This is a genomic window from Klebsiella sp. C360 (assembly GCF_048822415.1).
Classification (GTDB): domain Bacteria; phylum Pseudomonadota; class Gammaproteobacteria; order Enterobacterales; family Enterobacteriaceae; genus Klebsiella; species Klebsiella quasipneumoniae.
Window position 1 is genome coordinate 61,365 of record NZ_JBMEZZ010000017.1, and the last position, 22,229, is coordinate 83,593.

Sequence of the window (22,229 nt, forward strand, 5' to 3'; positions counted from 1 at the left end):
TGAGCAATTTGCGCTTGAGGAATATACAGTAACTGCCAATTATGGATGTGTAAACATCTGGATGGCTAAATCCTTTATCTTTCGAATTTATGGTGCGTTGGCTGCACTTCCTCACCCCAGTCACGGACTTCAGTAAGCTCTTGGGGATGAGCAAGTTTGCCGCCTTCCCTAAATCCGAAATCTTTCGGATTGCAATTATGAGGCTCAAAAAATGACAATTATTAACCACACCCTCGGTTTTCCTCGCGTTGGCCTGCGCCGCGAGCTGAAAAAAGCGCAAGAGAGCTACTGGGCGGGCAATGCCACTCGTGAGGAGCTGCTGGCGGTAGGCCGGGAACTGCGCGCCCGTCACTGGGAGCAGCAGAAGCAGGCCGGTATTGACCTGCTGCCGGTGGGCGATTTCGCCTGGTACGACCATGTTCTGACCACCAGCCTGCTGCTTGGCAACGTGCCGGCTCGTCATCAGAACAAAGACGGCTCTGTCGATATCGATACCCTGTTCCGCATTGGCCGCGGCCGCGCTCCCACCGGCGAGCCAGCGGCCGCTGCGGAAATGACCAAGTGGTTCAACACCAACTATCACTACATGGTGCCAGAGTTCGTGAAGGGCCAGCAGTTCAAACTGACCTGGACCCAACTGCTGGATGAAGTGGACGAAGCGCTGGCGCTGGGCCACAAGATCAAGCCCGTGCTGCTGGGGCCGGTGACCTATCTGTGGCTGGGCAAAGTGAAAGGCGAACCGTTTGACCGTCTGAGCCTGCTGAATGACATCCTGCCGGTTTATCAGCAGGTGCTGGCCGAACTGGCGAAGCGCGGCATTGAGTGGGTGCAGATTGATGAACCGGCGCTGGTCCTGGAGCTGCCGCCAGCGTGGCTGGAGGCCTTTAAACCGGCTTATGACGCCCTGCAGGGCCAGGTCAAACTGCTGCTGACTACCTATTTTGAAGGCGTTAGCGACAATCTCGCGACCATTGCTGCGCTGCCGGTCCAGGGGCTGCACGTCGATCTGGTCCACGGTAAAGATTATGTCGCCGAACTGCATAAATGTCTTCCTGCCGACTGGCTGCTGTCCGCCGGCCTGATCAACGGGCGTAACGTCTGGCGCGCCGATCTCGCCGAAAAATATGCGCAAATTAAAAACCTCGTCGGTAAGCGCGAACTGTGGGTCGCGACATCCTGCTCTCTGTTGCACAGCCCGATCGACCTGAGCGTGGAGACGCGCCTTGATGCGGAAGTGAAGAGCTGGTTTGCCTTCGCGCTGCAAAAATGCGGTGAGCTGGCGCTGCTGCGGGATGCGCTGAACAGCGGCGATACCGCGGCGATTACCGAGTGGAGCGCGCCAGTCCATGCCCGTCGCCATTCGACGCGCGTACATAACCCGGCGGTGGAAAAACGGCTGGCGGCGATCACCGCTCAGGACAGCCAGCGCGCCAGCCCCTATGAGGTTCGCGCTCAGGCGCAGCGTCAACGCTTTAACCTGCCGGCGTGGCCGACCACCACTATCGGGTCATTCCCGCAGACGACCGAGATCCGCGGCCTGCGCCTGGACTTCAAAAAGGGCAATCTGGACGCCAGTCATTATCGTACCGGCATTGCGGAACATATTAAGCAGGCGATCGTCGAGCAGGAGCGGTTAGGATTAGACGTACTGGTGCACGGGGAAGCCGAGCGGAACGATATGGTGGAATACTTCGGTGAACATCTGGACGGTTTCATCTTCACGCAAAACGGCTGGGTGCAGAGCTATGGCTCCCGCTGCGTGAAGCCGCCGGTGGTGATCGGCGACGTCAGCCGTCCACAGGCGATCACCGTCGAATGGGCGAAGTACGCACAGTCGCTGACCGACAAGCCGGTGAAAGGGATGCTCACTGGACCGGTGACGATTCTGTGCTGGTCCTTCCCGCGGGAAGACGTCAGCCGTGAAACCATCGCGAAACAGATTGCGCTGGCCCTGCGTGATGAAGTGGCGGATCTGGAAGCGGCCGGTATCGGCATCATCCAGATTGATGAGCCTGCTTTGCGCGAAGGGTTACCGCTGAAGCGCAGCGATTGGGATGCCTATCTGCAGTGGGGTGTGGAAGCCTTCCGCCTTAACGCCGCGGTGGCCAAAGACGACACTCAGATCCATACCCACATGTGCTATTGCGAGTTCAACGACATCATGGACTCCATCGCCGCGCTGGACGCCGACGTGATCACCATTGAAACCTCGCGTTCCGACATGGAACTGCTGGAGTCGTTCGAAGTGTTCGAGTATCCCAATGAAATCGGGCCGGGGGTATATGATATTCACTCACCAAACGTACCGAGCGTGGAGTGGATCGAAGCGCTGCTGGAAAAAGCCGCGCAGCGTATCCCGGCGGAGCGGCTGTGGGTTAACCCGGACTGCGGCCTGAAAACCCGGGGCTGGCCGGAGACTCGCGCCGCGCTGGCGAATATGGTGCAAGCGGCGCGTAACCTGCGTCAATCTGCCTGATCGTCACCCGAAAAAGCAAAAAGGAGGCATTTGCCTCCTTTTTTTCCTGCTTCGGACGATTACCCTTTTTTACCGCCATATTGAGCAAACCAGTCGAGCATCCGCTGCCAGCCGTCTTTGGCTGACTCTTCGTGATAGCTGGCGCGATAGTCGGCGTTAAAGGCGTGATCGGCTTCAGGATAGACCACGATTTCCGCCGTGGCGTTGGCCGCCCGCAGCGCCTGACGCATGGTTTCGACGGTGTCCTGTGGAATGCTGGCGTCTTTAGCGCCGTACAGGCCGAGTACCGGGGCGTTGAGATCGACGGCGATATCCACCGGGTGTTTTGGCGAATTCAGCGATTTTTCTCCTACCAGTTTGCCGTACCAGGCTACCGCCGCCTTCAACTGCGGGTTATGGGCAGCATATAGCCAGGTGATACGTCCGCCCCAGCAGAAGCCGGTGATCAGCAGACGATGGGCATCGCCGCCATGGCGCGCCGCCCAGCTGGCGACGTGGTCGAGATCCGCCAGCACCTGCGCGTCCGGCACCTTCGTAACCAGCTCTTTAAACAGGGTCGGGATATCGTGATACTCATTCGGATCGCCCTGACGGAAGTACAATTCAGGCGCGATAGCCAGATAGCCTTCCTGCGCCAGGCGACGACAAAGATCGCGAATATGCTCATGCACGCCGAAGATTTCCTGCACCACGATGACGATCGGCAATGGGCCATCGGCGTTTTTCGGGCGGGCATGGTAAGCCGGCATGTTTTCCCCCTGAGAGGGAATAGAGGTCTCTCCGGCGACAATATGCTCTTCCGGCGTATGAACGGCGGTTGCGGCATGCGGCGAGGCTGCAGGTGCGAATCCAGGTTGCTTGGTGGTGGTCATGGTATTCTCCGTACCCTTATTTATTAGCGCATCAGTAACTATAGACCCTTTACCTTTAGTTCGGGCGGTAATAAAGCACAGTGCCTGAAAGCGGCTATCTTTTGTTCAGTGACGATGAATATAACTTGTTAATGTGATGTTTATCACTATTTACTGAAAAACAACTGCAATCATTATTGTTCTTGGTGACTAACATCACAAAATGTTGCCAGGGGCTTCTGTACAGTACCGTTTTGCTTCTGCTGATAATTCGACCCACAGAGGAGTTTTTTATGTCCAAGTCTGATGTTTTTCATCTCGGCCTCACCAAGAACGATTTACAAGGGGCTACGCTGGCTATCGTCCCTGGCGATCCGGAGCGTGTGGAAAAGATCGCCGCGCTGATGGATAAGCCGGTTAAGCTGGCATCTCACCGCGAATTTACCTCCTGGCGCGCGGAACTGGACGGCAAACCGGTGATCGTCTGCTCCACCGGCATCGGCGGCCCGTCTACGTCTATCGCTGTGGAAGAGCTGGCGCAGCTTGGCGTGCGTACCTTCCTGCGCATTGGCACCACCGGCGCCATTCAGCCGCACATCAATGTTGGCGATGTGCTGGTGACTACCGCTTCCGTTCGTCTGGACGGCGCCAGCCTGCACTTCGCGCCGATGGAATTCCCGGCCGTCGCAGATTTCGCCTGCACCACCGCGCTGGTGGAAGCAGCGAAATCCATTGGCGCCACCACCCATATCGGCGTGACTGCTTCCTCGGATACCTTCTACCCGGGACAGGAGCGTTACGACACCTTCTCCGGCCGCGTAGTGAGCCGCTTCAAAGGCTCCATGGAAGAGTGGCAGGCGATGGGCGTGATGAACTATGAAATGGAATCCGCTACGCTGCTGACCATGTGCGCCAGCCAGGGTCTGCGCGCCGGGATGGTAGCCGGGGTTATCGTTAACCGTACCCAGCAAGAGATCCCTAACGCCGAAACCATGAAGCAAACCGAAAGCCACGCGGTGAAAATCGTCGTGGAGGCGGCGCGCCGTCTGCTGTAATTCAACGCTTTCCCTGTCAGGCCGGATCCTCCGGCCTTTTTTTTGCGTCGCCTCTCGCAGGAAATTCCTTTTAAACTGGACGTTTGTACAGCACAATTCTATTTTGTGTCATCAGGTTATCGCAGGGGGCGTCGTGGATCTCTCCATTATTATCAGCGCGGTTATCGCACTGGCCGCTGGATTAATCGTCGGCTGGCTGGCGACCAAAGCGCGCGCCGATCAAATTCGGGCCGATCTTATCGAGGAGCGGCGAGAGCTGGATATTGAGCTGAGCGCCGCCCGTCAGCAGCTGGTACAGGAAGCCCACTGGCGTGAAGAGTGCGAGCTGCTGAACAACGAGCTGCGCAGCCTGCGGGATATCAATACCTCGCTGGAGGCCGATCTGCGGGAGGTTACCACCCGGCTCGAATCCACCCAGCTGCATGCGGAAGATAAGATCCGCCAGATGGTGAACAGCGAGCAGCGCCTGAGCGAGCAGTTTGAAAACCTCGCCAACCGCATTTTCGAACACAGCAACCGACGCGTCGATGAGCAAAATCGCCAGAGCCTGCATGGCCTGCTGACACCGCTGCGCGAACAGCTGGACGGGTTCCGCCGCCAGGTGCAGGAGAGCTTCGGCCAGGAGGCGCGGGAAAGGCACACCCTGGCGCATGAGATCCGCAACCTGCAGCAGCTGAACGCGCAGATGGCGCAGGAGGCGCTGAACCTGACCAAAGCGCTGAAGGGCGATAACAAAACTCAGGGCAACTGGGGGGAAGTGGTTCTCACCCGCGTGCTGGAAGCCTCCGGCCTGCGGGAAGGCTATGAGTACCAGACCCAGGTCAGCATCGAGACCGACAACCGCTCGCGGATGCAACCGGACGTCATCGTGCGCCTGCCGCAGGGTAAAGACGTGGTTATCGACGCCAAAATGACCCTTGTCGCCTATGAGCGCTATTTCAACGCCGAGGACGACTACACCCGCGAAGTCGCGCTGCAGGAGCACCTTGCCTCGGTGCGTAATCATATTCGCCTGCTGGGACGCAAGGATTATCAGCAACTGCCGGGCCTGCGCTCCCTCGACTATGTGCTGATGTTTATTCCCGTCGAGCCGGCATTTCTGCTGGCCATTGATCGTCAACCCGAGCTCATCAGCGAGGCGCTGCAAAATAATATTATGCTGGTCAGCCCGACGACGCTGCTGGTGGCCCTGCGCACCATCGCCAATCTGTGGCGTTATGAGCACCAGAGCCGCAACGCGCAGAAGATCGCCGAGCGGGCGGGGCGCCTTTACGACAAAATGCGCCTGTTTGTGGACGATATGTCCGCTATCGGCCAGAGTCTGGATAAAGCGCAAGAGAACTATCGCCAGGCGATGAAAAAGCTCGCTTCCGGGCGCGGTAATCTGCTGGCTCAGGCGGAGGCTTTTCGCGGGTTGGGCGTGGAGGTCAAGCGCGGGATTAATCCTGATTTAGTCGAACAAGCCACTGCTCAGGACGATCAATATCGTCTCGAAGAGGAGGATAACCTGCCGGAAAATGACGCATTTTCGCCCGACTCTGCCGAGGCGGTGCACAGCCGGGAGGCGGCTCCGCCACGCTGAAACGTATGGGAAATGCGCTGAGTCTGATACACTCAGTGAACATTTTCTTGAAAAGCAAGCAGGCATAAAGATGGTTGAGGATTCACAAGAAACGACGCACTTTGGCTTTCAGACGGTCGCTAAAGAGCAGAAAGCGGACATGGTGGCACATGTATTCCATTCTGTCGCCGCAAAGTATGATGTGATGAATGACTTAATGTCGTTTGGTATCCATCGTTTGTGGAAGCGTTTCACCATCGACTGCAGCGGTGTACGTCGCGGGCAGACCGTGCTGGATCTGGCGGGGGGTACCGGTGATTTGACGGCTAAGTTTTCCCGTCTGGTAGGGGAAACCGGCCGCGTTATGCTTGCTGATATCAATGATTCAATGCTCAAAATGGGCCGCGAAAAGCTGCGCAATATCGGCATCGTGGGTAACGTTGAGTATGTTCAGGCCAACGCGGAAGCCCTGCCGTTTGCTGATAATACCTTTGACTGTATCACCATCTCTTTCGGTCTGCGTAACGTGACCGACAAAGAGAAAGCGCTGCGTTCGATGTACCGCGTGCTGAAGCCGGGCGGACGTCTGCTGGTGCTGGAGTTTTCTAAACCCATTATTGAACCGCTGAGCAAAGCCTACGACGCTTACTCCTTCCATATCCTGCCGAAGGTGGGCGAGCTGGTGGCAAAAGACGGCGACAGCTATCGCTACCTGGCGGAGTCGATCCGTATGCATCCGGACCAGGAATCCCTGAAAGGGATGATGCAGGATGCAGGCTTCGAAAGCGTGGACTACTACAACCTGACGGCAGGTATCGTTGCTTTGCATCGCGGTTACAAGTTCTGACAGGAGGGACGCTATGCCTTTCACACCCCTGGTGACCGCTGGCATTGAAACGGCGCTGAATACTTTCCTCTGGCGCGACAAAGCGCTAAAACCCGCCCGCCAGCGCCTGCTGGGCAAGGTATTGCGGGTACAGCTGCAGGACTTCTCCACGCCCGTGGTGCTGGTGTTCAGCGAACGCCAGGTTGATGTCCTGAGCGCCTGGGAGGGAGAGGCCGACTGCACCGTGATTACCCGGCTCAGCGTACTGCCAAAACTGCGCAACCGTCAGCAGCTCACGGCGCTTATCCGCAGCGGCGAGCTGGAAGTGCAGGGCGATCTGCAGGTGGTGCAGAACATGGTCACCCTGTGCGATCTGGCGGAGTTCGATCCCGCTGAACTGCTGGCGCCTTACACCGGCGACATCGTGGCCGAAGGCGTCGGTAAAGTCCTCCGCGGCGGCGCTCAGTTTTTACTGAAAGGGGCGCAGCGCCAGCAGCGCTATGTCGCGGAAGCGATCACTGAAGAGTGGCGCCTGGCGCCGGGGCCGCTGGAGCTGGCCTGGTTTGCTGAAGAGACGACGGCTATTGAACGCGCGCTGGCCGCACTGGAAAAACGGCTGGAAACGCTGGAGGGCAAATGACGCCAGGAGAATTACGGCGCCTGTATTTCATCGTCCACACCTTTTTGAGCTACGGGCTCGATGAGCTCATCCCCAAAATGCGGATCACGCTGCCGCTGCGTATCTGGCGGCGGATGCTGTTCTGGATGCCAAACCGCCATCAGGATCAACCCCTTGGCGCCCGTCTGCGGCTGGCGCTTCAGGAGCTGGGGCCGGTGTGGATTAAATTCGGCCAGATGCTGTCCACGCGGCGGGATCTCTTTCCGCCGCATATTGCCGATCAGCTGGCGCTGTTGCAGGACCGCGTGGCGCCCTTTGACGGGAAGCTCGCGCAGCAGCAGATAGAGAAAGCGATGGGTGGCCTGCCGGTGGAGGCCTGGTTTGATGATTTCTCCGTTGAGCCGTTAGCCTCGGCGTCTATCGCCCAGGTGCATACCGCGCGTCTGAAAGAGAACGGCAAAGAGGTGGTGATCAAGGTTATCCGTCCGGATATTTTGCCGATCATTAAAGCGGACATGAAGCTCATCTACCGCCTGGCGCGCTGGGTGCCGCGTCTGCTGCCTGACGGCCGCCGTTTGCGCCCGCAGGAGGTGGTTCGTGAGTATGAAAAAACGCTGCTGGACGAGCTGAACCTGCTGCGGGAATCCGCTAACGCCATTCAGCTGCGGCGTAATTTCGAAGACAGCCCGATGCTGTATGTGCCGGAGGTGTACCCCGACTACTGCAGCGAAAGCATGATGGTGATGGAGCGCATCTACGGCATTCCGGTGTCCGACGTCGAGGCGCTGGAGGCTCAGGGAACCAACCTGCAGTTGCTGGCGGAGCGGGGCGTGCAGGTCTTCTTCACCCAGGTGTTCCGCGACAGTTTTTTCCATGCTGATATGCACCCTGGCAACATATTCGTCAGCTACGAGCACCCGGAAGATCCGCAGTATATCGGCATCGATTGCGGCATTGTCGGCTCGCTGAACAAAGAAGATAAGCGCTATCTGGCGGAAAACTTTATCGCCTTTTTCAACCGCGATTATCGTAAGGTTGCCGAACTGCACGTCGACTCCGGTTGGGTTCCGCCGGACACCAATGTCGAAGAGTTTGAGTTCGCGATCCGCACGGTCTGCGAGCCCATCTTTGAGAAGCCGCTGGCGGAGATCTCCTTCGGCCACGTGCTGCTTAATCTGTTCAACACCGCGCGGCGCTTCAATATGGAAGTCCAGCCGCAGCTTGTTTTGCTACAGAAGACATTACTTTACGTAGAAGGGGTAGGCCGGCAGCTCTATCCTCAGTTAGACTTGTGGAAAACGGCGAAGCCTTTCCTTGAGTCGTGGATCAAAGATCAGGTCGGTATTCCGGCGCTGGTGCGCGCGTTTAAAGACAAAGCGCCGTTCTGGATCGAAAGAATGCCTGAAATACCTGAGCTGGTGTATCAGAGCCTGCAGCAGAGCAAACAGCTGCAGACCAGCGTCGATACTATCGTGCGGGATATGCATGTGCGTCATGTGCGCCAGGGCCAATCCCGTTATCTGTTTGGTATAGGCGCGGTTTTATTGCTCAGTGGTACGCTGCTCTTTATCCATCGCCCTGAGTGGGGAATGATGCCCGGCTGGCTGATGGCCGGCGGTGTCGTGACCTGGCTGATTGGCTGGCGAAAAACCCGCTGATCGGTTCGCCACTTCATGACGCAGGCTTATTTGCGCAAAATCATGCCGGTGGCCTGACGGCGAGGCGGCTGGCAGGATGGCGTGTATAATGCGTCCACATAATTCATCATCTGTCATAGGGGAACGTGTATGGGTGGTATCAGTATTTGGCAGTTATTAATTGTTGTCGTCATCGTAGTTCTGCTTTTCGGGACGAAGAAGCTGAGCTCACTGGGGTCAGACTTAGGGGCATCCATCAAAGGCTTTAAAAAAGCCATGAGTGATGATGATAAACCCGAAAAGTCGGCGCCAGACGCAGATTTCACGGCGAAAACTATCGCCGACAAACAGGATGATGCAAAAAAAGACGAGACAAAACGCCACGACAAAGAGCAGGTGTAACTCGTGTTCGATATTGGTTTTAGTGAACTACTGCTGGTGTTTGTAATTGGCCTCATTGTTCTGGGGCCACAGCGGCTTCCCGTCGCGGTTAAAACGGTGGTTGGCTGGATCCGTACGCTACGGTCGCTGGCGACCACGGTGCAGAATGAGCTGGCTCAGGAGCTAAAACTGCAGGAGTTCCAGGAGAGCCTCAAGAAGGTGGAAAAGGCCAGCCTGAATAACCTGACGCCGGAGCTGAAAGCCTCTATGGACGAGCTGCGCGAGGCCGCGGAGTCGATGAAGCGCTCCTATAGCGCCCACGATCCGGAAAAGGCCAGCGACGAAGCGAATACCATCCATAATCCGGTGGTGAAAGGCAGCGAAGCGCAGCGGCAGGACGTCACGCCGGCGACGGCCGAACATCAGGCCAGCGCTCCGGCTCATGCGCCAGAGCCCGTGGCCGACGAGCAACCCGCTTCACCGGCAGAGAAAACATCCGCTACGGCGGCTGCCCCCCATTCTTCCCCCGCATCGAGTGATAAACCGTAAACATGGGCGTAGACGATACACAACCGCTAATTTCGCATCTGATTGAGCTGCGCAAGCGTCTGCTCAACAGCATCATTGCTATCCTGGTGATCTTCCTGGCGCTGGTCTATTTCGCCAATGATATCTATCAGCTGGTCTCGGCCCCGCTTATCAGCAAGATGCCGGTAGGCGCGACGATGATCGCCACCGATGTCGCTTCACCTTTCTTTACGCCGATAAAGCTGACCTTTATGGTGTCGGTGATCCTGTCGGTGCCGATTATTCTGTATCAGGTATGGGCCTTCGTCGCGCCGGCGCTGTATAAGCACGAGCGCCGGCTGGTGGTGCCCTTGCTGGTCTCCAGCACGCTGCTGTTCTATATCGGCATGGCTTTCGCGTATTTTGTCGTGTTTCCGCTGGCGTTCGGCTTTCTGACCCATGCTGCCCCGGAGGGGGTGCTGGTCTCGACCGATATCCGCAGCTATCTCGACTTCGTGATGGCGCTGTTTATGGCGTTCGGGGTCTCTTTTGAGGTGCCGGTCGCCATTGTGCTGCTCTGCTGGATGGGCGTCACTACGCCGGAAGAGCTGCGCAAAAAACGGCCGTATGTGCTGGTGGGCGCCTTCGTGGTGGGCATGCTGCTGACGCCGCCGGACGTGTTCTCGCAGACGCTGCTGGCCATTCCGATGTACTGTCTGTTTGAAGTCGGGGTGTTCTTCGCCCGCTTCTACACCGGGAAGCGCCTGACGCGCGATGACGATGCCGCGGCCGAAGCTGAAGCCGCTGAGCACAGAGAAGAGTAATACCGCCAACCGCCCGTCAGGGCGGTTGTCATATGGAGCGATCATGTTTGATATCGGCGTTAATCTGACCAGTTCGCAGTTTGCCCGCGACCATGATGAGGTGGTGGCGCGCGCCCGGTCGGCGGGGGTCCACGGCATGCTGCTGACCGGCACAAATTTGCCGGAGAGCCAGCAGGCGCAGAGAATGGCGAGCCATTACGCCGGCTGCTGGTCCACGGCGGGGGTTCATCCCCATGACGGCAGCAGCTGGACGCCAGCGGTCGCCGAGGCGATTTATGTCCTTGCCCGCGAGCCGCAGGTGGTGGCGATAGGGGAATGTGGTCTGGATTTTAATCGTAATTTCTCCACGCCGCAGGAGCAGGAGGCGGCATTCAGCGCCCAACTGGCGCTGGCCGCCGAGCTGTCGATGCCGGTGTTTTTACACTGCCGCGACGCCCACGACCGGTTTCTGACGCTACTTAAACCCTGGCTTGGGAAGATCCCGGGCGCGGTGCTGCACTGCTTTACCGGCAGCCGCAGCGAGGTGCAGGAATGTCTGGATCTGGGGCTGTTTATCGGCATTACCGGTTGGGTGTGCGATGAGCGGCGCGGGCTCGAGCTGCGAGAGCTACTGCCGGCGATCCCGGCGGAACGTCTGCTGCTGGAGACCGATGCGCCCTATCTGCTGCCGCGCGACCTCAAGCCGAAACCCACCTCGCGTCGTAACGAGCCCGCGTATTTGCCGCATATCCTGGCCAGCGTCGCGGCCTGGCGCGGCGAGGAGGCGCAGTGGCTTGAGGCGCAAACGGACGCAAACGTCAGAGCGCTGTTTGGCGTCGACGTTATCGGCGCTTAGATTTTCTGGAAATCGGTGTTTTTTACGCTCTGCAGGACTTGCTTATTCAGCAGGTTTAACAGCAACATAGAGCGTGCTTCACCGTCCGGCTCGGTAAAGATAGCCTGTAAGCCTTCGAACGCGCCGTCGGTGATCAGTACGCTATCGCCCTCATGCGGCGTTTCCGGGTCGGTGATGCCTTCCGGTTTATAGATAGAGAGCTGATGGATGACCGCCGAAGGGACGATAGCGGGTAGGGCGCCAAAGCGCACGAAGTTGTTAACCCCGCGTGTGGCGCTGATGGTGGTGGTATGAATCACCTCTGGATCGAACTCAATAAACAGGTAGTTCGGAAACAGCGGTTCGCTGACCATGGTGCGTTTACCGCGAATGATTTTTTCCAGCGCAATCGTCGGCATCAGGCAGTTAACTGACTGACGTTCCAGATGTTCCTGGGCTCGTTGTAGCTGCCCACGTTTGCAATACAGTAAGTACCAGGCTTGCATAATGACTCATTCCACTTCTAATAACGGCAAGCATAACAAATGGCTGGTGTAATCGCGAAAGCCATTATAATTGAAATCCAAATTTCAGCGTTCTTTCACGCTAATTTAACAAAATTACAGCATCTCGCCGTTGAACACCGTATAATTAGCCGCCTGTAGAGAGGTCAATAACACTTTCATGAAATATCACGATCTTCGCGACTTTCTGACACTCCTGGAACAACAGGGCGAACTAAAACGTATCACTCTGCCGGTCGATCCCCACCTGGAAATCACCGAAATTGCCGACCGCACCCTGCGCGCTGGCGGTCCGGCGTTGCTGTTTGAGAATCCGAAAGGCTATAGCATGCCGGTGCTGTGCAACCTGTTCGGCACGCCGCGGCGCGTGGCGCTGGGGATGGGTCAGGAGGACGTCAGTTCGCTGCGCGAGGTGGGTAAGCTGTTAGCCTTTCTGAAAGAGCCTGAGCCGCCCAAAGGTTTCCGCGATCTGTTTGATAAGCTGCCGCAGTTTAAGCAAGTGCTGAATATGCCGACCAAACGTCTGCGCGGCGCCCCCTGCCAGCAAAAAATCATCCAGGGCGATGACGTCGACCTGAGGAAAATCCCGATTATGACCTGCTGGCCGGACGATGCCGCGCCGCTGATCACCTGGGGGCTGACGGTGACCCGCGGGCCGCACAAAGAGCGGCAGAACCTGGGGATTTATCGCCAGCAGCTGATTGGCAAAAACAAACTGATTATGCGCTGGCTGTCTCATCGCGGCGGCGCACTGGATTTCCAGGAGTGGAGCGCGGCGCGTCCGGGCGAACGCTTCCCGGTTTCTGTGGCGCTCGGCGCCGACCCAGCGACCATTCTTGGCGCGGTGACCCCGGTGCCGGATACGTTGTCGGAATATGCCTTTGCCGGGCTGCTGCGCGGTACCAAAACCGAAGTGGTGAAATGCGTCTCGAACGATCTTGAAGTGCCTGCCAGCGCAGAGATTGTGCTGGAAGGTTATATCGAGGCCGGGGAGATGGCGCCGGAAGGTCCGTATGGCGACCATACCGGCTACTACAATGAAGTAGACCAGTTCCCGGTGTTTACGGTCACCCATATTACCCAACGTGAAGACGCCATTTATCATTCGACCTATACCGGCCGTCCGCCGGATGAGCCTGCGGTGCTGGGCGTGGCGCTGAATGAAGTCTTCGTCCCGATCCTGCAAAAACAGTTTCCGGAAATCGTCGATTTCTATCTGCCGCCGGAAGGGTGCTCCTACCGCCTGGCAGTGGTGACGATGAAAAAACAGTATGCAGGCCATGCCAAGCGCGTGATGATGGGCGTCTGGTCGTTCCTGCGCCAGTTTATGTACACCAAATTCGTGATTGTCTGCGATGACGATGTCAACGCCCGCGACTGGAACGATGTGATTTGGGCGATCACTACCCGTATGGACCCGGCTCGTGATACGGTACTGGTAGAGAATACGCCAATTGATTATCTGGATTTTGCCTCGCCGGTTTCCGGCCTGGGTTCAAAAATGGGGCTGGATGCCACCAATAAATGGCCTGGCGAAACCCAGCGTGAATGGGGTCGCCCAATCAAAAAAGATCCTGCCGTCACGGCGCGCATTGACGCCATCTGGGATGATCTGGCCATCTTTAAACAACAGTAAGCGGGGCTAACGCCGCTGTTTTGCTCTATAGACCCGACAGAGGGGACGCATGACAACCTTAAGCTGTAAAGTGACCTCGGTGGAGGCGATTACCGATACCGTGTATCGTGTTCGATTAGTACCGGAAGCGGCATTCTCTTTCCGCGCTGGCCAGTATCTGATGGTGGTAATGGATGAGCGCGACAAACGCCCATTCTCCATGGCCTCCACGCCGGCGGAACAGGAATTTATCGAACTGCATATCGGCGCCTCGGAGCTCAATCTGTACGCGATGGCGGTCATGGATCGCATCCTGAAAGAGCGCGAAATTGAGGTTGATATCCCGCATGGCGAAGCCTGGCTGCGTGAAGATGAAGACCGCCCGCTGATTTTGATTGCCGGCGGCACCGGCTTCTCTTATGTGCGTTCTATTCTGCTGACCGCGCTGTCACGCAATCCTCAGCGCGATATCGCGATTTACTGGGGCGGCCGCGAGACCAAACATCTGTACGATCTGGCTGAGCTGGAAGCCTTGAGCGTCAAACATCCGAATCTGCGCATTGAGCCGGTGGTTGAGCAGCCGGAAGAGGGCTGGCGTGGGCGTTCCGGCACCGTGCTGACCGCGGTGCTGCAGGATTACGGTACCCTGGCCGATCACGATATCTATATTGCCGGGCGTTTTGAGATGGCCAAGATTGCTCGCGACCTGTTCTGCAATGAACGCGGCGCGCGCGAAGATCGCCTGTTTGGCGACGCGTTTGCTTTTATCTGATATCTGCAAATAAAAAACCCGCCCCTGACAGGCGGGAAGAACGGCAACTAAACTGTCTCTCTTCGCCAATGACGTCATAACTGCGTCGGCTGCGCTCGCTCACCCGAATCACTTACTTCAGTAAGCTTATCGGGATTCGCTCGCTTGCCGCCTTGTTCTGACGCCATTGGCTGTGAGATACCCTTTTGTAAATTTACACCCGCTCAAACACGGTGGCGATCCCTTGTCCCAGGCCAATGCACATGGTGGCGAGGCCGAACTGGGCATCTTTACGCTCCATCTGATTGATCAACGTGGTGCTAATACGCGCCCCGGAACAACCCAGCGGATGACCGAGCGCGATCGCCCCGCCGTTAAGGTTGATCTTCTCATCGATCTGCTCCATCAGGCCCAGATCTTTAATGCACGGCAGGATCTGCGCGGCAAAGGCCTCATTCATTTCAAAGACGTCGATATCGCTGGTGGATAAGCCCGCTTTTTTCAGCGCCAGCTTCGAGGCGGGAACCGGGCCATAGCCCATAATGGACGGGTCGCAGCCGACCACCGCCATCGAACGGACGCGGGCGCGTGGCTTCAGCCCCAGTTCGCGGGCGCGACTTTCGCTCATCAGCAGCATCGCCGCCGCGCCATCGGAAAGGGCGGAAGAGGTACCCGCCGTTACCGTACCGGTCACCGGGTCAAACGCCGGCCTCAGGGTAGACAGCGTCTCGACGGTGGTTTCCGGGCGGATCACTTCGTCATAGTTAAAGGACTTCAGTACGCCATCGGCATCGTGGCCGCCGGTGGGGATAATCTCGGCTTTGAATGCGCCGGACTGGGTCGCAGCCCAGGCGCGGGCGTGGGAGCGCGCGGCGAACTGATCCTGCATTTCCCGGCTAATGCCGTGCAGACGCGCCAGCATTTCAGCGGTCAGCCCCATCATCCCTGCCGCCTTCGCCACGTTGCGACTCAGGCCCGGGTGGAAATCGACGCCGTGGCTCATCGGCACATGGCCCATGTGCTCCACGCCGCCAATCAGGCAAACGCTGGCATCGCCGGTCATGATCATGCGTGCGGCATCGTGCAGCGCCTGCATGGAAGAACCGCACAGACGGTTAACCGTGTTTGCCGGTACCGAATGCGGGATCTCCGCCAGCAGCGCCGCGTTACGGGCGATGTTAAAACCCTGCTCGAGGGTTTGCTGCACGCAGCCCCAGTAGATATCGTCTATTGCGCTTGCCTCAAGCGACGGGTTGCGCGACAGCAGGCTACGCATCAGGTGCGCGGAGAGGTCTTCCGCGCGCACGTGGCGAAATGCGCCGCCCTTTGAACGGCCCATCGGGGTGCGAATAGCATCGACAATGACAACCTGTTCCATTGTGACTCCTTAAGCCGTTTTCAGAGCGCCAACCGGACGGGCTGGCTCTACCTGGGGATAATACGCTTCGTTATGGCGCGCTTTGTCACGCAGACCGGCAGGGACTTCATACAGCGGCCCAAGGTGCTGGTACTGCTGCGCCATATCGAGATACTTCGCGCTGCCGATGGTATCCAGCCAGCGGAAGGCGCCGCCGTGGAACGGAGGGAAGCCGAGGCCGTATACCAGCGCCATATCCGCTTCCGCCGGGCTGGCGATAATGCCTTCTTCCAGGCAGCGGACGACTTCGTTAACCATCGGGATCATCATGCGGGCGATAATCTCTTCATCGCTGAAATCGCGCTTCGGCTGGCTGACGTCGGCCAGCAGGCTGTCGACGGCGGCATCTTCTTCTTTCTTCGGCTTACCTTTGCTGTCGTCTTTATAGCGCCAGAAGCCGAGGCCGTTCTTCTGGCCGAAACGGTTGGCGTCAAACAGGGCGTCGATGGCGTCGCGATAATCTTTCTGCATCCGCTGCGGGAATCCCGCCGCCATGACCGCCTGAGCATGGTGCGCGGTGTCGATGCCGACCACGTCCAGCAGATAGGCCGGGCCCATCGGCCAGCCAAACTGTTTCTCCATCACTTTGTCGACTTTGCGGAAATCCGCCCCGTCGCGCAGCAGCTGGCTGAAGCCGGCGAAGTAGGGGAACAGCACGCGGTTGACGAAGAAACCGGGACAATCATTGACCACGATTGGCGTCTTGCCCATTTTGCTGGCCCAGGCGACGACTTTGGCAATGGTATTATCCGAGGTTTTTTCGCCGCGGATCACTTCTACCAGCGGCATGCGATGTACCGGGTTAAAGAAGTGCATGCCGCAGAAGTTTTCCGGGCGCTGCAGAACGCTGGCCAGCTCGCTGATGGGGATCGTTGAGGTGTTGGACGCCAGCACGGTATCCGGGCGGATTTTATCTTCCGTTTCCGCCAGCACCGCTTTCTTCACTTTCGGGTTTTCCACCACCGCTTCAACGACCACGTCCACGCGATCAAAACCGCTATACTCCAGCGTTGGCTGAATGGTGCTTATTACTCCGGCCAGCTTCAGACCGTCGATTTTGCCGCGTTCCAGCTGTTTATTCAGTAGCTTCGCCGCTTCGGTCATGCCGAGCGTCAGCGATTTATCGTTGATGTCCTTCATGATGACCGGCACGCCTTTCCACGCCGACTGATAAGCGATGCCGCCGCCCATAATGCCCGCGCCCAGGACGGCGGCCTGCTTCGGCGTTTCGACATCTTTGGTCAGTTTTTTCGCTTTCGCTTTGACGTACTGGTCGTTGAGGAAGATACCGACCAGCGCGCGGGCCTCATTGGTATGAGCCAGCGGGACAAAGCTTTTATTTTCCAGCACCAGGGCCTCTTCACGACCAAGACGCGCGGCGGCTTCAATGGTTTTCACCGCGGTGATCGGCGCCGGATAATGCTTCCCGGCGGTTTGCGCGACCATGCCTTTGGCGATGGTGAAACTCATCGTCGCTTCAATTTTGCTGAGCTTCAGCGGCTCCAGCTTCGGTTGACGTTTCGCTTTCCAGTCCAGGTCGCCCTGAATCGCCTGGCGCAGGATCGCCAGCGCGCCGTCGCGCAGTTTGTCGGCAGCAACTACGCCATCCACCAGGCCGATTTTCAGCGCTTGATCGGCACCGACATCTTTCCCGGCAGCAATGATCTCCAGCGCGCTGTCGGCGCCGAGCAGGCGCGGCAAACGGACTGAGCCGCCGAAGCCTGGCATAATGCCGAGTTTGGTTTCCGGCAGACCAATGCGCAGATCCGGCGTCGCCAGGCGATAATCGGTCGCCAGGACGCATTCACAACCGCCGCCCAGCGCGTAACCGTTGACGGCGGAGACAGTGGGGACCGGAAGATCTTCCAGACGGTTGAAGACGCTGTTAGCAAAATGCAGCCATTGGCTTAACTGCTCCTCAGGGACCAGGAACAGTGAGAGGAATTCCGTAATATCCGCGCCGACGATAAACGCCGCTTTTTCAGAGCGCAGCATCAGGCCTTTGAGATCGTTTTGTTTTTCCAGTACGTCCAGCGCATGACCGAGGCTGGCTACGGTTGCGGTATCAAGCTTGTTGACCGAACCTGGGGCATCGAACACCAGTTCGGCGATGCCATCTTCCAGCCAGTCGAGGTACAGGGTGTCGCCTTTGTAGAGCATGTCAGTCTCCTGAATCCAGCAATATGATCTGGTCATACCAGATGAAACGGAGTGTGGAATTTATGTTAAAGAATTGCAAATTACTCTTTAAATAATTGCTGGTCGGATCACATCCGGTGGAAATCACCCGCACGCAGGTCGATGTGCTAAGATGCGGAGTATCACGATCCCATAAAAGCAAAGGACAAAAGATGGAATCCCTGGCCGCGCTCTATAAAAATCATATTGTTACCCTACAAGAACGTACCCGCGACGTCCTGTCCCATTTTCAGATGGATGCTCTGCTGATTCACTCCGGCGAGCTGGTTAACGTCTTCCTTGATGACCATCCATACCCGTTCAAGGTCAATCCGCAGTTCAAAGCCTGGGTGCCGGTGACTCAGGTGCCTAACTGCTGGTTGCTGGTGGACGGTGTGAATAAACCGAAGCTGTGGTTCTATCTGCCGGTTGATTACTGGCATAACGTTGAGCCTCTGCCGACCTCGTTCTGGACCGAAGAGGTCGATGTGGTCGCGCTGCCGAAGGCCGATGGCATCGGCAGCCAACTGCCTGCCGCTCGCGGAAATATTGGTTATATCGGGCCGGTGCCGGAGCGCGCGCTGGGTCTGGGAATCGCCGCGGATAAGATCAACCCGAAAGGGGTTATCGATTATCTGCATTACTACCGGGCTTACAAAACCGATTACGAGCTGGCCTGTATGCGTGAAGCGCAGAAGTCGGCGGTGAATGGTCATCGTGCGGCCTATGAAGCTTTTCAGTCCGGGATGAGCGAATTCGATATCAATCAGGCCTATCTTACCGCAACCGGACACCGCGATACCGACGTGCCTTACAGTAACATCGTGGCGCTGAACGAGCATGCTTCTGTCCTGCACTACACTAAACTGGACCACCGCGCTCCGGCGGAAATGCGCAGTTTCCTGCTCGACGCCGGTGCGGAATATAACGGCTATGCTGCGGATCTGACGCGGACCTGGGCGGCACACAGCGATAACGATTTCGCCCATCTGATTAAAGACGTTAACGACGAGCAGCTGGCGCTGATTAGCACCATGAAAGCCGGGACTCGCTATGTCGATTACCATATCCAGTTCCACCAGCGTATTGCGAAGCTGCTGCGTAAACACCAGTTAGTCACTGACATGAGCGAAGAGGCGATGGTGGAAAACGATCTGACCGGGCCATTTATGCCGCACGGGATTGGTCATCCGCTGGGTCTGCAGGTGCATGATGTTGCTGGCTTTATGCAAGACGACTCCGGTACGCATCTGGCGGCGCCAGCGAAATACCCGTATCTGCGCTGCACCCGTATTATCGAGCCGCGTATGGTGTTGACCATTGAACCCGGCATCTACTTTATCGAGTCGTTACTGGCGCCGTGGCGTGAAGGCCCGTTCAGCAAACACTTCAACTGGCAAAAAATTGACGCCATGAAGCCATTCGGCGGGATCCGTATCGAAGATAATGTGGTGGTTCACGAAAACAGTATCGAAAACATGACGCGCGATCTGAAGCTGGCCTAATGGAGAGCTGGTTAATCCCGGCGGCGCCCGTTTCCGTCGTTGAGGAGATCAAAAAGAGCCGTTTTATCACGTTGTTGGCGCATACCGAAGGCGTGGCGGCGGCGAAAGCCTTTGTCGAGTCCGTCAGAGCGGATCACCCCGATGCCCGTCACCACTGCGTGGCGTGGGTCGCCGGACCGCCTGATGATTCGCAACAGCTTGGGTTTTCTGATGATGGCGAACCGGCGGGAACGGCGGGTAAACCGATGCTGGCGCAGCTGATGGGAAGCGGCGTCGGCGAGATAACCGCTGTCGTCGTGCGTTACTACGGTGGTATCCTGCTGGGCACCGGCGGCCTGGTGAAAGCCTATGGCGGCGGTGTTCATCAGGCGCTGGCGCAGTTGACGACACTGCGCAAGACGCCGTTAACGGCATATACTTTGCAATGTGAATATGGGCAACTGGCCGGCGTCGAAGCGCTGCTCGCCCAATTTTCCGGCAACGTCGTTGAAAGCGAATATCTGGCGTCGGTTCGGCTGCGCGTGGCGCTTCCCCAGGCTGAAGTGGCGGCTTTTTCAGCAAAACTGGCTGATTTTAGTCGCGGTTCATTGCAATTGCTGAAGATTAACGAATAATCCCCTCTGTTTTTTTGCCTATCAAAGGAAGCGCCAGAGATGCATTTTCGCGCCATAACCCGAATCGTTGGACTGCTGGTCATCTTGTTTTCGGGGACGATGATCGTCCCGGGATTAGTGGCCCTGATATATCGCGATGGCGCGGGACGGGCCTTCACTCAAACTTTTTTTGTCGCTCTGGCGATCGGCTCCATGCTGTGGTGGCCGAACCGTAAGCAAAAGGGCGAACTGAAATCCCGTGAAGGATTTCTCATCGTGGTGCTGTTCTGGACCGTGCTGGGTAGCGTAGGGGCCTTGCCCTTTATTTTCGCCGAACAGCCGAACCTGACGGTGACGGATGCCTTCTTCGAGTCATTTTCCGGCCTGACGACGACCGGGGCGACCACCCTGGTGGGGCTGGACTCGCTCCCGCACGCTATCCTCTTTTACCGGCAGATGCTGCAGTGGTTCGGCGGCATGGGGATCATTGTGCTGGCGGTGGCGATTCTGCCTATCCTCGGCGTCGGGGGGATGCAGCTCTACCGTGCGGAAATGCCCGGCCCGCTGAAAGATAACAAGATGCGCCCGCGCATCGCCGAGACGGCAAAAACATTGTGGCTCATCTATGTGTTACTGACGGTCGCCTGCGCATTGGCGCTCTGGTTTGCCGGTATGCCGGCCTTCGATGCGATAGGGCACAGCTTCGCCACCATCGCCATCGGCGGTTTCTCGACTCACGATGCCAGCGTCGGCTATTTCAACAGCCCGATGATCAACTCCATCATTGCCATCTTCCTGCTGATCTCCGGCTGTAACTACGGTCTGCATTTTTCGTTGTTGAGCGGGCGCAGCCTGAAGGTGTACTGGCGCGACCCTGAGTTTCGAATGTTCATTGGCGTCCAGTTGACGCTGGTCATCGTCTGTACGCTGGTGCTATGGCTTCATAACGTGTACGGCTCGGTGCTGACGACGCTGAATCAGGCGTTTTTCCAGGTGGTGTCGATGGCGACCACCGCGGGATTCACCACCGATAGCATTGCGCGCTGGCCGCTGTTCCTGCCGGTGCTTCTGCTGTGCTCCGCATTTATCGGCGGCTGCGCAGGCTCCACGGGCGGTGGCTTAAAGGTTATCCGTATCCTGTTGCTGTTCAAGCAGGGCAACCGTGAGCTTAAGCGTCTGGTTCACCCGAATGCGGTGTATAGCATTAAATTAGGTAACCGCGCGCTGCCGGAACGTATTCTGGAAGCGGTATGGGGATTCTTCTCTGCCTATGCGCTGGTCTTTATCATTAGTATGCTGGCTATTATCGCCACCGGGGTGGATGACTTCTCCGCTTTCGCCTCTGTGGTGGCGACATTGAACAACCTCGGGCCTGGGCTCGGCGTCGTCGCGGACAACTTTGCTACCATGAACCCGGTCGCGAAATGGATCCTGATTGCTAATATGCTGTTTGGTCGTCTGGAAGTGTTCACCTTACTGGTGCTCTTTACTCCCACTTTCTGGCGCGAATAACAGGAGTGCTCGTGAAAACTTTAATTCTCTTTTCCACCCGCGACGGGCAGACACGTGAAATCGCTTCGTTTCTCGCCTCTGAGCTTAAAGAGCTGGGTATCGATGCGGACACCCTGAATCTGAACCGTACCGATGACGTGGAATGGCATCATTATGATCGCGTGGTGATTGGCGCGTCGATTCGCTACGGACACTTTCATCCGGCGGTGGACCGCTTTGTGAAAAAGCACCTTGCAGCATTGCAGGCGCTGCCGGGGGCATTCTTTTCGGTGAACCTGGTTGCGCGCAAACCCGAGAAGCGCACGCCGCAGACCAACAGCTATACGCGCAAGTTTCTGCTCAACTCGCCGTGGCAGCCGCAGAGCTGCGCGGTGTTTGCCGGGGCGCTACGTTACCCGCGTTACCGCTGGTACGATCGGTTTATGATCCGCCTGATTATGAAAATGACCGGGGGCGAAACGGATACCCGTAAAGAAGTGGTCTATACCGACTGGCAACAGGTCTCCCGATTTGCCCGAGAAATCGCGCAAATGATCCGCAAACAGGGCGTTTAAACAGCGTCTTGATGGAAAAGCGAGCGAAC

The 22,229-nt window shown here is 57.4% G+C and carries 20 protein-coding genes; 16 read left to right on the forward strand and 4 right to left on the reverse strand.

Annotation, left to right across the window (positions count from 1 at the left end; genetic code table 11):
• The first annotated feature begins 211 nt into the window (after positions 1-211).
• Positions 212-2,476 (forward strand): 5-methyltetrahydropteroyltriglutamate--homocysteine S-methyltransferase, encoded by a 2,265-nt coding sequence (metE, locus tag ACOI7D_RS25690; RefSeq protein WP_109546761.1) that lies wholly within the window; start codon positions 212-214, stop codon positions 2,474-2,476.
• Positions 2,477-2,535: 59 nt separating this feature from the next.
• On the opposite strand, the gene ACOI7D_RS25695 is transcribed toward metE, so the two are convergent.
• Entirely contained in the window at positions 2,536-3,348 is an 813-nt protein-coding gene (locus ACOI7D_RS25695) for a dienelactone hydrolase family protein (RefSeq protein WP_023291577.1), read from the reverse strand.
• A 272-nt stretch (positions 3,349-3,620) separates the two neighbouring features.
• Between ACOI7D_RS25695 and udp the strand changes: the two genes are divergently transcribed.
• The 9 genes from udp to tatD all read left to right on the forward strand — a co-directional run bounded on the left by udp (position 3,621) and on the right by tatD (position 11,572).
• Entirely contained in the window at positions 3,621-4,382 is a 762-nt protein-coding gene (udp, locus tag ACOI7D_RS25700; protein ID WP_002883419.1) for a uridine phosphorylase, read from the forward strand.
• A gap of 133 nt (positions 4,383-4,515) precedes the next feature.
• Positions 4,516-5,964: a DNA recombination protein RmuC gene (gene rmuC, locus ACOI7D_RS25705; RefSeq protein ID WP_109546760.1), complete on the forward strand. Its 1,449-nt coding sequence runs from the start codon at positions 4,516-4,518 to the stop codon at positions 5,962-5,964.
• Between the two features lie 70 nt (positions 5,965-6,034).
• Positions 6,035-6,790: a bifunctional demethylmenaquinone methyltransferase/2-methoxy-6-polyprenyl-1,4-benzoquinol methylase UbiE gene (ubiE, locus tag ACOI7D_RS25710; protein WP_023291579.1), complete on the forward strand. Its 756-nt coding sequence runs from the start codon at positions 6,035-6,037 to the stop codon at positions 6,788-6,790.
• Between the two features lie 13 nt (positions 6,791-6,803).
• A complete protein-coding gene (ubiJ, locus tag ACOI7D_RS25715) occupies positions 6,804-7,409 on the forward strand; it encodes a ubiquinone biosynthesis protein UbiJ (protein WP_032454522.1) in 606 nt (201 codons plus the stop codon).
• On the forward strand, positions 7,406-9,046 hold the full coding sequence (ubiB, locus tag ACOI7D_RS25720) for a ubiquinone biosynthesis regulatory protein kinase UbiB (protein WP_032454523.1): 1,641 nt from the start codon (positions 7,406-7,408) through the stop codon (positions 9,044-9,046). The genes ubiJ and ubiB overlap by 4 nt, the downstream gene beginning before the upstream one ends.
• Before the next feature lie 129 nt (positions 9,047-9,175).
• Positions 9,176-9,427 (forward strand): Sec-independent protein translocase subunit TatA, encoded by a 252-nt coding sequence (gene tatA, locus ACOI7D_RS25725; RefSeq protein ID WP_002883425.1) that lies wholly within the window; start codon positions 9,176-9,178, stop codon positions 9,425-9,427.
• Between the two features lie 3 nt (positions 9,428-9,430).
• Positions 9,431-9,955, forward strand: a complete 525-nt coding sequence (gene tatB / locus ACOI7D_RS25730; protein WP_048296407.1) for a Sec-independent protein translocase protein TatB — start codon at positions 9,431-9,433, stop codon at positions 9,953-9,955.
• A gap of 2 nt (positions 9,956-9,957) precedes the next feature.
• Entirely contained in the window at positions 9,958-10,737 is a 780-nt protein-coding gene (gene tatC, locus ACOI7D_RS25735) for a Sec-independent protein translocase subunit TatC (RefSeq protein WP_004886745.1), read from the forward strand.
• Positions 10,738-10,780: 43 nt separating this feature from the next.
• The gene (tatD, locus tag ACOI7D_RS25740; RefSeq protein WP_060591375.1) at positions 10,781-11,572 is read left to right on the forward strand and encodes a 3'-5' ssDNA/RNA exonuclease TatD; all 792 of its coding nucleotides are present in this window, start codon (positions 10,781-10,783) and stop codon (positions 11,570-11,572) included.
• Here the strand turns inward: tatD and rfaH are convergent.
• Positions 11,569-12,057 carry a transcription/translation regulatory transformer protein RfaH gene (gene rfaH, locus ACOI7D_RS25745; RefSeq protein ID WP_004886742.1) on the reverse strand — a complete coding sequence of 163 codons (489 nt, stop codon included), beginning with the start codon at positions 12,055-12,057 and terminating at the stop codon, positions 11,569-11,571. The genes tatD and rfaH overlap by 4 nt on opposite strands.
• Positions 12,058-12,235: 178 nt before the next feature.
• On the opposite strand from rfaH, the gene ubiD reads away from it, so the two are divergent.
• Positions 12,236-13,711: a 4-hydroxy-3-polyprenylbenzoate decarboxylase gene (ubiD, locus tag ACOI7D_RS25750; protein WP_064155687.1), complete on the forward strand. Its 1,476-nt coding sequence runs from the start codon at positions 12,236-12,238 to the stop codon at positions 13,709-13,711.
• A 49-nt stretch (positions 13,712-13,760) separates the two neighbouring features.
• Positions 13,761-14,462 (forward strand): NAD(P)H-flavin reductase, encoded by a 702-nt coding sequence (gene fre / locus ACOI7D_RS25755; RefSeq protein ID WP_004886735.1) that lies wholly within the window; start codon positions 13,761-13,763, stop codon positions 14,460-14,462.
• Positions 14,463-14,655: 193 nt separating this feature from the next.
• Here fre and fadA read toward each other — a convergent pair whose 3' ends face one another.
• Both fadA and fadB read right to left on the reverse strand, forming a co-directional pair.
• A complete protein-coding gene (gene fadA / locus ACOI7D_RS25760; RefSeq protein ID WP_004886733.1) occupies positions 14,656-15,819 on the reverse strand; it encodes an acetyl-CoA C-acyltransferase FadA in 1,164 nt (387 codons plus the stop codon).
• A 9-nt stretch (positions 15,820-15,828) separates the two neighbouring features.
• On the reverse strand, positions 15,829-18,018 hold the full coding sequence (gene fadB / locus ACOI7D_RS25765) for a fatty acid oxidation complex subunit alpha FadB (protein ID WP_023291585.1): 2,190 nt from the start codon (positions 18,016-18,018) through the stop codon (positions 15,829-15,831).
• 191 nt (positions 18,019-18,209) lie between these two features.
• Between fadB and pepQ the strand changes: the two genes are divergently transcribed.
• Genes pepQ through hemG form a run of 4 tightly spaced genes read left to right on the forward strand, consistent with a single transcriptional unit; the run spans position 18,210 to position 22,200 of the window.
• A complete protein-coding gene (pepQ, locus tag ACOI7D_RS25770; RefSeq protein ID WP_060591366.1) occupies positions 18,210-19,541 on the forward strand; it encodes a Xaa-Pro dipeptidase in 1,332 nt (443 codons plus the stop codon).
• Positions 19,541-20,155: an IMPACT family protein gene (locus ACOI7D_RS25775; RefSeq protein ID WP_109546759.1), complete on the forward strand. Its 615-nt coding sequence runs from the start codon at positions 19,541-19,543 to the stop codon at positions 20,153-20,155. The genes pepQ and ACOI7D_RS25775 overlap by 1 nt, the downstream gene beginning before the upstream one ends.
• A gap of 39 nt (positions 20,156-20,194) precedes the next feature.
• Positions 20,195-21,646: a Trk system potassium transporter TrkH gene (gene trkH, locus ACOI7D_RS25780; RefSeq protein WP_004886724.1), complete on the forward strand. Its 1,452-nt coding sequence runs from the start codon at positions 20,195-20,197 to the stop codon at positions 21,644-21,646.
• A gap of 11 nt (positions 21,647-21,657) precedes the next feature.
• Entirely contained in the window at positions 21,658-22,200 is a 543-nt protein-coding gene (gene hemG / locus ACOI7D_RS25785; RefSeq protein ID WP_023291587.1) for a menaquinone-dependent protoporphyrinogen IX dehydrogenase, read from the forward strand.
• Positions 22,201-22,229: the final 29 nt, after the last annotated feature.

Bases quoted from the DNA above. Each gene is read 5' to 3' on its own strand.
- metE (WP_109546761.1), top strand. From the start codon at position 212: ATGACAATTATTAACCACACCCTCGGTTTTCCTCGCGTTGGCCTGCGC.
- ACOI7D_RS25695 (WP_023291577.1), bottom strand. From the start codon at position 3,348: ATGACCACCACCAAGCAACCTGGATTCGCACCTGCAGCCTCGCCGCAT.
- udp (WP_002883419.1), top strand. From the start codon at position 3,621: ATGTCCAAGTCTGATGTTTTTCATCTCGGCCTCACCAAGAACGATTTA.
- ubiE (WP_023291579.1), top strand. From the start codon at position 6,035: ATGGTTGAGGATTCACAAGAAACGACGCACTTTGGCTTTCAGACGGTC.
- ubiJ (WP_032454522.1), top strand. From the start codon at position 6,804: ATGCCTTTCACACCCCTGGTGACCGCTGGCATTGAAACGGCGCTGAAT.
- ubiB (WP_032454523.1), top strand. From the start codon at position 7,406: ATGACGCCAGGAGAATTACGGCGCCTGTATTTCATCGTCCACACCTTT.
- tatA (WP_002883425.1), top strand. From the start codon at position 9,176: ATGGGTGGTATCAGTATTTGGCAGTTATTAATTGTTGTCGTCATCGTA.
- tatC (WP_004886745.1), top strand. From the start codon at position 9,958: ATGGGCGTAGACGATACACAACCGCTAATTTCGCATCTGATTGAGCTG.
- tatD (WP_060591375.1), top strand. From the start codon at position 10,781: ATGTTTGATATCGGCGTTAATCTGACCAGTTCGCAGTTTGCCCGCGAC.
- rfaH (WP_004886742.1), bottom strand. From the start codon at position 12,057: ATGCAAGCCTGGTACTTACTGTATTGCAAACGTGGGCAGCTACAACGA.
- ubiD (WP_064155687.1), top strand. From the start codon at position 12,236: ATGAAATATCACGATCTTCGCGACTTTCTGACACTCCTGGAACAACAG.
- fre (WP_004886735.1), top strand. From the start codon at position 13,761: ATGACAACCTTAAGCTGTAAAGTGACCTCGGTGGAGGCGATTACCGAT.
- fadA (WP_004886733.1), bottom strand. From the start codon at position 15,819: ATGGAACAGGTTGTCATTGTCGATGCTATTCGCACCCCGATGGGCCGT.
- fadB (WP_023291585.1), bottom strand. From the start codon at position 18,018: ATGCTCTACAAAGGCGACACCCTGTACCTCGACTGGCTGGAAGATGGC.
- pepQ (WP_060591366.1), top strand. From the start codon at position 18,210: ATGGAATCCCTGGCCGCGCTCTATAAAAATCATATTGTTACCCTACAA.
- ACOI7D_RS25775 (WP_109546759.1), top strand. From the start codon at position 19,541: ATGGAGAGCTGGTTAATCCCGGCGGCGCCCGTTTCCGTCGTTGAGGAG.
- trkH (WP_004886724.1), top strand. From the start codon at position 20,195: ATGCATTTTCGCGCCATAACCCGAATCGTTGGACTGCTGGTCATCTTG.